The organism is Hyunsoonleella ulvae, from assembly GCF_016827605.1.
In the GTDB taxonomy this organism is placed as follows: domain Bacteria; phylum Bacteroidota; class Bacteroidia; order Flavobacteriales; family Flavobacteriaceae; genus Jejuia; species Jejuia ulvae.
The window spans coordinates 1-11,169 of record NZ_JAEPJQ010000011.1 but is presented as its reverse complement, the minus strand read 5'-3'; the positions used below and the strand labels follow the sequence as shown (position 1 = coordinate 11,169).

Here is an 11,169-nt window from a genome sequence, read left to right as displayed (position 1 = left end):
CTTAATATTATTAGAAACAAAATTGTTAGCAGAATCTTTGCTGTAGCAAAAAGACAAACACCTTATGTGGAAACCTTTAAATTTGCAGCATAAAAATTAGGATAAACCTTAGAATACAGGCAGGCTTTCGGGAGTCGCTCCCTCCTCTGTAGGGGAGCTTCAACAAATCCCTCAATCCCTAACGCGGTACTGTCAGCAGTCTAAAGTAAAGCCTCAGCACCAGTTCATATCTAAATAATCAAGGAAGACTATTAGCTCTTGAAATAATGAGATAATTCCAAAGCCATAGCATTTTTAAGCTCAAGCGCTTTGTTGGCCGCAGCTTCAGCAAAGTCATCGCTATTAGAAGCATAAATAATACCTCTGGAAGAATTAATCAAAAGTCCAACAGAATTATTCATTCCATATTTACATACGTCTTGAAGATTTCCACCTTGGGCACCAACTCCAGGCACCAGTAAAAAACTATCAGGTATAATTTGTCTAATATCCGCTAAATACTCCGCTTTCGTTGCCCCAACAACGTACATTAGATTTTCTGAATTAGCCCAGCCTTTTGAAGTTTCCAGTACGTACTTGTAAACCTCCTTATCATCAATGGTTTTCGTTTGAAAATCAAAAGCACCTTTATTAGAAGTTAAAGCCAACATAATAGTATGCTTATTTTTAAATGCCAAAAAGGGCTCAACAGAATCTTTACCCATATAAGGCGCTACAGTCACAGAGTCAAACGCTAAATCCTCAAAAAACGCTTTAGCATACATCGTACTGGTATTACCAATATCGCCACGTTTAGCATCAGCAATAGTAAAAATTTCAGGGTAATGGGTGTTAAGATAATTAATGGTTTTTTCTAAGGCTTTCCAACCTTTTAAACCATAAGCCTCATAAAATGCAGTATTAGGTTTATAAGCCACACATAAATGATGCGTTGCATCAATAATAGCTTTATTAAACTCAAAAATTGGATCTTCTGTATCCAATAAATATGACGGAATTTTATTTAAATCTACATCCAATCCAATACACAGAAAGGATTGTTTTTTTTTAATTTCAGCAAATAATTGGTCTTGGGTCATTAGCTATTTGGTCTTGGGTTTTAGGTTTTGGGTTTAAAATTGACTTTTTGAGTATTTTATTAAAGCATTTATCCTTTTCTGAAGAATATTTACCTTTTCTATAATGTCTTTTTCTTCATCGTGAGAAATATAAGAAAGCTCCTTGCAAATTACCAGATGCGTTTCTAGTTCAAAAGCTGAGCCTAAACTAACCTTCAAGTATCGTACAAAATCCTTCTGAGAATCTTTAGCAGAACCTTCAGCTATATTTGCTGGTATTGAAACAGCACATCTGGAAATTTGAGATTTCAAACCAAACTTCTCAATATCAGGAAGTTTGTCAATTAAAACATAAATATCTTTTACTAGAGTAATAGAATCCTTCCAAACATCTAAGTTTCTAAAATTCCTCATTTATATTAAATCGTTCTTATTACCTAACACCCAATACCTAAAACCCAAGACCTAAGACCTAAGACCCAAGATCCAGTACCTATATAGTTTCATCACTAGCCTTTAACTTTTCAGTGTTTTCAGCGAGTTGTAATTCATCAATTATTTTTTGAATGTCTCCGTTTACAATATTTTGAAGATCGTAAAGCGTTAACCCTATACGATGGTCGGTTACACGGCCTTGCGGATAATTATAGGTTCTAATTTTGGCACTTCTATCTCCTGATGACACCATACTTCCACGCTTGGCAGCATCTTCTTCTTGTTTCTTAGCCAACTCTAAATCGTATAAACGAGAGCGTAGCACTTTAAAAGCTTTCTCTTTATTTTTATGTTGTGATTTTTGGTCTTGACATTGTGCAACCAAACCTGTTGGCTCGTGTGTTAATCGTACAGCAGAATAGGTAGTATTTACCGACTGACCTCCTGGACCCGAGGAACAGAAATAATCAATACGTACATCTTTAGGATCTATCTCTACATCAAACTCCTCTGCCTCTGGAAACACCATTACAGTTGCTGCACTTGTATGCACACGCCCTTGGGTTTCTGTTTGTGGGACACGTTGCACACGATGCACCCCAGCTTCAAATTTTAAAGTGCCATAAACATCATCTCCAGATACTTCAAATTGTATTTCTTTAAAACCTCCATTTGTACCCTCACTAAAATCTACAGTACTTACATTCCACCCTTTACCTTCACAATACTTGGTATACATTCTAAATAAATCACCTGCAAAAATACTAGCTTCATCCCCTCCAGTTCCCGCACGTAATTCCACAACGGCATTTTTTGCATCTTCAGGATCCTTAGGGATTAATAATACTTTTATCTCTTCCTCCAGTTTTGGGATACCATCTTTAGCTTCATCATATTGCATCTTTGCCATTTCAACCATTTCAGGATCACTTCCATCGGCTATAATCTCTTCGGCTTCTTTTAAATTATCAGTCAATTCAACGTAAACCTCACGTTTGTCCATTAAAAGCTTTAAATCCTTATATTCTCTAGTTAGTTGTACGTAACGTTTCTGATCGGATATAATATCTGGCTGGATAATTAAATCGCTTACCTCATCAAAACGCTGCTTTACTATCTGTAACTTATCTAACATCTGCTCTATTCAAATTAGTCATCAAAAATACGATAATTTATGAATTATATTTTATTTGAAACGGTTGTTATAATTATAAAAAAGATTAAAACCCAAAAGTAAATTCTGTACTCTAAAAACAACTTTTAATTTAAAGGTTGATAAATTAAGGTAAGTATCCCGCTTCAATAGCGGGATTAGTTTAACTATCTATTTTAAATACATTGCTCCACAATTTTTTAAAATAGAGTTTCACTAATAAAAATAATCTAAAAGTTTATGCGTTAGTAGTTGTACTATGCAACAGTTTTCATCAATCTTTCTGTTTTATAGACCTTTTTTTATATGGTCGTATGGGGTAAATTTTCTTTTGATGCTTCTTGGCTTCCATATCATAGCCTTATTCCTAGTAAAAATTTTTCTCATCTTCTTTTTATGGTATGTTATCAATGAAACGAGTGCAAAACATAAATTAATGTTTTACAAAAACTTAGGGATTTCTACCTTTAAATTGTTTGCGCTGTTTTTTGTTATGGATACATTGTTTAGCCTTCCTTTCTTAATGATTCTTAAAGCATTTATATGATTTTTGAATTGGATAGTGTAGAGCTATATTTCAAGGGCAAACGCATATTAAGTGGTATATACTTAAAAGGAGAAACAGGAAAAGTTACTGGTATATTAGGTAGTAACGGTTGTGGTAAGAGTTGTTTGCTAAATATTGCATTTGGTAACCTAAAACCTAAATACAAACTTATAAAAATAGATGCCAAGCCTGTTTTAAAACCGTTGTATTCCACCAAAACCGCCACTCTTTTACCTCAACTAAATTTTACCCCTAACCAAATGAAAATTAAAACTGCTTTTACGCTTTTTAATTTAAGCTGGGTAGATTTTAAAAATCATTTTGAAAGCATTCGCTTTTCCGAGAACATAAAATTTAATAGACTTTCTGGAGGAGAACGCCGGCTTTTAGAAACTTATATTATTTTGAAATTTAAATCACCAATTGTTTTTTTGGATGAGCCTTTTTCTCATATAGCACCATTACATGTAGAAAAGATTAAGCAACTCATATCTGAAGAAAAACAGCAAAAAGTAATTGTTGTTACCGACCACATGTACCAGCATATTATTGATATATCTGACACTGTTTATTTGTTAAAGAATGGATGTACCAAATTGATTGGCAATTTATCTGAATTAGAGGATTATAAGTATGTAAATGCCCTTAAATGAAAAAGAAAGCCCTAGAGCCCTCTTTTTCTTACTTTAAGTTAGCTTAAAAATTTTATCCGCACTTTGAAGAACCACAATCCTGACATGTTAAACAGCCTTCTTGATATATTAAATTTTTAGATTTGCAATTGCTACAGGTTTGCCCCTTTACTTTTGTTCCATCTTCAATATACCGTTTTAACGCCCTACCTACTCCATTTTTCCAAGAGTTAATAGAAGCACTGTCTAGTTGTAAACTATTAATTAAGTCTACAATTTTATCAATAGGCATACCATGTCTTAGTGTACTTGAAATTAATTTAGCATAATTCCAAAACTCTGGATTAAATTTATGCGACAACCCTTCGATTGTGGTTTTATAGCCTCTTGTATTCTTATATTGAAAATCGTAGCGCTTAGTACCATCCTCATTTTTATTCTTAATAATCAACCCTCTGTTTACCCAACGCGGTAGCAAAATACCATCTTCATCATCTGCTAAACCTGTAAAAATTTCATAAGGTTTTTCATCTACCAAACCAATAAAGGCAATCCACTTTTCTTTGTTATTTTGAAAACGTACCACATCTGCTTCTAGAATTTGGGGACGCTTATTAGGAAATTCCGTTAATGTATTTTGCGCATCATCCTCTTTCTTTTCATCATTAGAAATTAAAACGCCAGAACGGGAACCGTCACGATACACTGTAACCCCTTTACAACCTACTTCCCATGCTTTTACGTATAAATTACCCACTAAATCTTCACTTACATCGTTTGGCAGATTAATAGTTACACTAATGGAGTGGTCCACCCATTTTTGTATGGCACCTTGCATACTCACTTTACTTAACCAATCTACATCATTGGAGGTAGCTCCATAGTAGGGTGATTGTTTTATTAAATCATCCAATTCCGTTTGGGTAAAGTTTTTAGTGGCATCAATACCATTTACTTCCATCCATAATTTAAATTTATGATGAAATACTACGTATTCTTCCCAAGAATCGCCAACTTCATCAACAAAATCTACACGTACATCTTTGTCATTAGGATTTACTTTTCGTCTTCTTTTATACACTGGTAAAAACACAGGTTCTATACCTGATGTAGTTTGTGTCATTAAACTTGTAGTTCCTGTGGGTGCAATGGTTAATAATGCAATATTACGTCTACCATGTTCCATCATTTCATAGTACAATTGACTATCTTCCGCTTTTAAACGCTGTACAAAAGGATTGTTTTTTTCTCTATCTGAATCGTAAATTGAAAATGCACCTCGTTCTTTTGCTAGGTGCACCGAACTCCTGTAAGCTTCTATGGCTATGGTTTTATGTAGTTCTACCGAAAATGCATTGCCAGCCTCACTACCGTATCTTAACCCTAATGCTGCAAGCATGTCTCCTTCTGCTGTAATACCTATACCAGTTCTTCTCCCTTCATGTGCTTTTTTCCTAATGTTTAACCATAAATTACGCTCTACTGCTTTTACCTCATCGTTTTCAGGATCTTCTTCAATTTTCTTTAAAATCACATCAATTTTCTCCAATTCTAAGTCGATAATATCATCCATGATACGCTGTGCATAGGCCACGTGCGCTTTAAATAAATCGAAATTAAACTTAGCGTGTTCCGTAAATGGTTGTTCAACATAAGAAAATAAATTTATTGCCAACAATCTACAAGAATCATAAGGGCAAAGCGGGATTTCTCCACAGGGGTTGGTAGATACGGTTTTGTAACCCAAATCTGCATAACAATCTGGGACAGATTCATTTGCTATGGTATCCCAGAATAAAATACCTGGCTCTGCTGATTTCCATGCATTATGCACTATCTTTTTCCAAAGTCCATTGGCTTCAATCGTTTTTGACATTTTAGGACTTTTACTAAATACCGGATATTTTTGAACGTAGGGCGTACCTGTTTTTACAGCCTTCATAAAATCATCATCAATTCTTACTGAGACGTTTGCTCCGGTTACCTTACCCGCTTCTAACTTAGCATCAATAAAATCTTCTGCATCTGGATGATTTATAGAAATGGATAGCATTAATGCGCCTCTGCGTCCATCTTGTGCTACTTCCCGGGTAGAGTTTGAGTAACGCTCCATAAAGGGCACTATGCCAGTAGAGGTTAATGCAGAATTTTTAACTTCTGACCCTTTTGGTCGTATGTGTGATAAATCGTGACCTACACCACCACGACGTTTCATAAGTTGTACCTGCTCTTGGTCTATCTTCATGATACCTCCATAGGAATCAGACATACCATCATTACCAATCACAAAACAGTTTGAGAGTGATGCGATTTGGTACGGATTACCAATACCAGCCATCGGGCTACCTTGTGGTACGATGTATTTAAAATCTTTAATTAAATCGTATACTTGGGTTTCTGTTAAAGCATTAGGGTATTGTTTTTCTACCCTAGCAATTTCTTTAGCTATGCGTTTATGCATATCCTCAGGCGATAATTCAAACAGGTTGCCGTCAGAGTCTTTTAGCGCATATTTATTTATCCAGACACGTGCCGCTAAATCGTCGTTTTTAAAGTATTCTAAAGAAGCTTCAAATGCTTCATCTTGGGTGTAAGATTTTGGATTAGGGGTAGTTTTTACTTTCATTGTGGTGCTACGATTTTTAAAAAATTGATGGATTAGTTTAGAAACCGTAAAACAACAAAATTTATTTTATTTTTAACATGATAAAAATCATAAAGTTCACACTAAAAAAACTAAAAATAATTGAAATTCAGTTATTTAAATATTTATCAACACAAAAAAGTTAACAAATTTTAAAAACTTTATAGCTTGGAGATTCTAGAAATCAACCGCAAATCCAATACCCAAAAACTGTTTCCATTGCACCCTTGCTCCTGCTTCATCAAATTCGCCGTCCACTGTAGCTGATGGTTCTTGAGTTTTAACATCGTCATCATACCTTAAATGCGATTCTAGGGTAGCTCTTACAAAACTATTTACTTTGAAGTCAAAATTCACTCTCCAGTCTACATCTACATTACCAAAATTATTGATGTAATCTGTATAAACACTTAATAGATTTGTGGCTTTAATATTTTTAGCAAGTTCTAAAGCATAGCTATTAGTCATTAAAATACCCACTTCTTGCCTAACATTACGTCCTTCTCTAATTAAATTACCATTTGCATCAAAAACTGCCGCATCAACACCAAAAGATCCTGCATTTGCCAAATCTTGGTCTAACACAAATGTTGCCTTAAGCGTTAAAGGAGAGGCATAAAACGATAATTCCTCTATATTCTTTCCATACTCCATACCACCTCCAAAAAATAAATATCCGGGTGCCATTAACCTAGAAATAGGATTGTCTGTATCAGGGTATCTAAATCCGTTGGTTAATTGTGTTTTAAAATTAAAGCGTGCAGAATAAAACCACTTAGCGTTTGGCGTAGGTTGATACCCTAAGTTTGAAGTAATTTCGAAAATATCATCAGTTTTACGCAATTCTCTATCATCTTGCTTATTTACACCGTAACCAACACGCACCCCATTATTCCAAAAGAAAAACTTGTCTTTGTAATTAGCTGTATATTGATATCCTAATAAAGCTGAAATAGAGTTAGTTCCACCAGCATTCCAATTGGTAAAACTCACCTGACTTAAGTCTATACTTGCTCTTTGTGTTTGTTTCCATTGCGGACCATCATACACCTTTTTCTCTTTTAAGTAAAGTGAATCGGGTTGGGAAAAAGATAACTGAATAAAAAAAACAGTGAGGGCTGTTATTAATTTTCTCATGGTTGCTAGGTTTGATTAGAAAGCTTCTTATCAAAAATCATTCCATAACATAAATTTGAAATGTTTTTATGAATATATAAACTCCCCATACTCACTTTTTATTGTGAGTTTCTTTTTTTCTGAAGCTTCTACTCTACCTACTATTTGCGCATTTACATTAAAAGATTTAGAGATTTCTATAATATCTTTCGCTATCTCTGGGGACACGTAAAGCTCCATCCTGTGTCCACAATTAAATACTTGGTACATTTCCTTCCACTCGGTTTTGGATTGCTCTTGAATTAATTTAAACAAGGGCGGCACAGGAAACATGTTATCTTTAACAATATGTAAATTTTCAACAAAATGAAGAATTTTGGTTTGCGCACCTCCTGAGCAATGTACCATACCATGAACTTCATCACTTTTATATTTTGATAAAATAGCCTTGATAATTGGTGCATATGTACGTGTTGGAGACAACACTAGTTTACCTGCATCTATGGGTGCATTTTCTACAGCATCGGTTAATTTTACACCTCCAGAATACACCAAATCTTCTGGAACCGCTGCGTCAAAACTTTCTGGGTATTTTTCGGCTAAATACTTATGAAACACATCATGCCTAGCCGAGGTTAGACCATTACTGCCCATACCACCATTATAAGCTGTTTCGTATGATGCTTGCCCAAAAGATTCCAAGCCCACAATAACATCGCCTGCCTTAATATTGGCATTATCTATAACATCGCTACGTTTCATTCTCGCAGTTACTGTAGAATCTACAATAATGGTGCGCACCAAATCGCCAACATCGGCAGTTTCCCCTCCTGTAGAATGTATGGTAATACCAAAGGTTTTTAAATCTTCTATTAATGCTTCTGTACCATTTATGATGGCAGAAATGACTTCTCCCGGTATTAAGTTTTTATTTCTTCCTATGGTAGAAGATAGCATTATATTATCTGTTGCACCAACACACAACAAATCGTCTACATTCATAATTAACGCATCTTGGGCAATGCCCTTCCAAACGGAAACATCTCCAGTTTCCTTCCAATACATATAAGCTAGGGACGATTTTGTTCCTGCCCCATCTGCATGCATGATTAAACAATAATCGTCATCATTAGTTAAATAATCTGGGACTATTTTACAGAATGCTTTAGGAAACAACCCTTTGTTGATGTTTTTTATAGCATTGTGTACATCTTCTTTAGAAGCGGATACCCCACGTTGCGCATATCGTTTTGATACTTCTTGGCTCATAATATTGTATTATGCTGCAAAGTAAAGGAATATTTTAAAGATTTACAGTTTTAAACAAGGATAAGACAAGTGTTTTATCAACCTTTTTTTAACCAAGCTATTTTGGTTATTTAGTAATACGTGCTATGTTCTATACTATTGTTTGCTTTATAAAACATCCTGCCATACAAAAGCTAAACAAATAAGCTTTATTAGTTGTGCATTTTGTATATCATTTTTAAGATATATGTTTTTTTGATATACAAAATACACAACTCACTATTTCCTTTAAGACACTGAAAACATTATATAGTAGGTAAATTCAACAATATTTTTTACATTGCAATCAATTGCACATATATATGTGTTACCCAACATTAACAAAAACCGCCAATGTCATTACCAAAACATGATGAAATAAGATTACCAGCCTTAAAATTATTAAAAGAAAAAGGTAAAATTAAACTTGCAGAATTTATTCAGCCACTTGGAGAACATTTTAATTTATCAGATGAAGATTTGAACCAAATGTATAAATCTGGAAACGGACCAATATTTTATGACAGAGTTTCTTGGGCTTTGAGTTATTTAAATATGGGTGGACTTGTTGATAAACCAAAAAGAGGAACTTATGAAATTAATTTAAAAGGAATCGAATTAATTGAAAAGCCTGAACAAATTGATAAGTTTATAAATAAAGAAATTGAAAAACGAGAACCTAAAAAGCAAAAAAAGAAATCTGAAGAACAAATTGATTTTGACGATATTTCTTCTGAATTAACACCTCAAGAAAAACTTTACAGTTCTTTCTCAAATATTAAGAAATCAGTTTATACAGATATAATAAGTACAATTTTAACTAAAACACCAATCGCTTTTGAAAAATTAGTTGTTAGTCTTTTACAAAGAATGGGTTATGGTGGAGAAATTCAAAATTCTGGCTTAGTAACTAAAGCTTCAAACGATGGGGGAATAGATGGAATAATTAAGGAAGATGTTTTAGGACTTGGGAGAATACATATACAAGCAAAAAGATATAAAACAGACATTTCAATTGGAAGAGAAGAAATTCAAAAATTTGTTGGAGCGCTAGCTGTTGCACAATCTAATAAAGGAGTTTTTATAACAACTTCATATTATACAAAAGGAGCAATAGAATATGCGAACAATTTAAATGGCTCAACAACCTTAGTTTTGATTGACGGAAAACAATTAGCAGAATATATTTACGATTTTGGTTTAGGAATGCAAATTGAACAAACCATAGAAATCAAAAAACTTGATGCTGATTATTGGGATTCTTTAAAAGATAATGAGTAAATAACGTTGGGTAACAAAGTATAAATTTTATTGCTAGCTAATTGCTCACTTGCGAAAGTTCTCGCGAACTTTCTAATCAGTAATAATTTGCTTACTTTTAGCTTGAAAACACGCAACAAAATTTATACAGAGCCGTTGTGCATAATACCTGACTCAATCGAATGAATAATAATAAGGAAATAATTGACAAGCTTTTTGATGTTTGGTTTCACGGAAAACATAAATTGATTGAATTTGAAGCTACTTTTCCTGATAATGAAGAATCCGAGAAATTAAAAGAAGAATTACTACCTGATTTTTGTGATACACTTATTGAATTCTACTGGAATTATTTTTTTCTGACAATAGCTAGACTTTTAGACCCACATACTCAAGGTCAACATAAGAATTTAACTCTATTTACTTTATCCGACCTCTTAAAAAAGAATGAGAAATCTGAATGGAAAGATGTACTCAAAAAAACGGAGGAATTAAAAACCAAATTTCTACCAGTAATAAAATATCGAAGAAAAAAATTAGCTCATTTCGATTTTGACCACACTATTGGAAATGCTGATTTTGGAACTTCAACTCATATTGACGAAATAACTCATTTTTTTGACACAATGTTGGAGTTGATAAATCTGACTTACAAGCCACTAGGATTTGACATTAGAGTACCAGCAATTATTAGAAGAGCACGATTTAGAGGTGGAACTGAATTTAATAGAATATTATCTGAATATAAAAAGTACTATGCACAACAATGGCTCCTATGAAAAGCACTAGCCCAGTTCTCCAAAGTTAATATTTATTATTTTAATTAGCTCATATTTATGATTTTGGGGTGTTGAATTGTTGATAATTCCGATAGGATTATCAATACTTCAATACCTTTATATAACTTGCTCCGCATCCTATTTGTGATCGATTCTTGATCGTCACCAGCATCTGTATGATTATAAGTTATAATAACCTGGCCACTTGCTATAAATATGTGATACTAACTATTTAGTCCACCCACGTTGTTTTGTGAT

9 protein-coding genes are annotated in these 11,169 nt (G+C 33.7%); 3 read left to right on the top strand and 6 right to left on the bottom strand.

Going from position 1 to position 11,169, the window contains the following annotated elements:
* Positions 1 to 251 precede the first annotated feature (251 nt).
* The 3 genes from pyrF to prfA form a co-directional block, all read right to left on the bottom strand.
* Entirely contained in the window at positions 252 to 1,079 is an 828-nt protein-coding gene (gene pyrF / locus JS605_RS17370; RefSeq protein WP_203259001.1) for an orotidine-5'-phosphate decarboxylase, read from the bottom strand.
* Between the two features lie 33 nt (positions 1,080 to 1,112).
* Complete coding sequence (locus tag JS605_RS17365) at positions 1,113 to 1,472, bottom strand: four helix bundle protein (protein WP_203259000.1); 360 nt, start codon at positions 1,470 to 1,472, stop codon at positions 1,113 to 1,115.
* A 79-nt stretch (positions 1,473 to 1,551) separates the two neighbouring features.
* Positions 1,552 to 2,628 (bottom strand): peptide chain release factor 1, encoded by a 1,077-nt coding sequence (gene prfA / locus JS605_RS17360; RefSeq protein WP_203258999.1) that lies wholly within the window; start codon positions 2,626 to 2,628, stop codon positions 1,552 to 1,554.
* A 561-nt stretch (positions 2,629 to 3,189) separates the two neighbouring features.
* Here prfA and JS605_RS17355 point away from each other — a divergent pair.
* Positions 3,190 to 3,846: an ATP-binding cassette domain-containing protein gene (locus JS605_RS17355; protein ID WP_203258998.1), complete on the top strand. Its 657-nt coding sequence runs from the start codon at positions 3,190 to 3,192 to the stop codon at positions 3,844 to 3,846.
* 52 nt (positions 3,847 to 3,898) lie between these two features.
* Here JS605_RS17355 and JS605_RS17350 read toward each other — a convergent pair whose 3' ends face one another.
* The 3 genes from JS605_RS17350 to JS605_RS17340 form a co-directional block, all read right to left on the bottom strand.
* Positions 3,899 to 6,451 (bottom strand): adenosylcobalamin-dependent ribonucleoside-diphosphate reductase, encoded by a 2,553-nt coding sequence (locus JS605_RS17350; RefSeq protein WP_203258997.1) that lies wholly within the window; start codon positions 6,449 to 6,451, stop codon positions 3,899 to 3,901.
* 195 nt (positions 6,452 to 6,646) lie between these two features.
* Positions 6,647 to 7,606, bottom strand: coding sequence for a DUF3078 domain-containing protein (locus JS605_RS17345; RefSeq protein ID WP_203258996.1), 960 nt, complete (start codon positions 7,604 to 7,606; stop codon positions 6,647 to 6,649).
* 66 nt (positions 7,607 to 7,672) lie between these two features.
* Positions 7,673 to 8,854 carry an AIR synthase related protein gene (locus JS605_RS17340; RefSeq protein ID WP_203258995.1) on the bottom strand — a complete coding sequence of 394 codons (1,182 nt, stop codon included), beginning with the start codon at positions 8,852 to 8,854 and terminating at the stop codon, positions 7,673 to 7,675.
* 372 nt (positions 8,855 to 9,226) lie between these two features.
* Here JS605_RS17340 and JS605_RS17335 point away from each other — a divergent pair, with 372 nt between their 5' ends.
* Together JS605_RS17335 and JS605_RS17330 are read left to right on the top strand one after the other, a co-directional pair.
* Positions 9,227 to 10,153, top strand: a complete 927-nt coding sequence (locus JS605_RS17335; protein WP_203258994.1) for a restriction endonuclease — start codon at positions 9,227 to 9,229, stop codon at positions 10,151 to 10,153.
* Between the two features lie 161 nt (positions 10,154 to 10,314).
* Entirely contained in the window at positions 10,315 to 10,911 is a 597-nt protein-coding gene (locus JS605_RS17330) for an AbiU2 domain-containing protein (protein ID WP_203258993.1), read from the top strand.
* Positions 10,912 to 11,169: the final 258 nt, after the last annotated feature.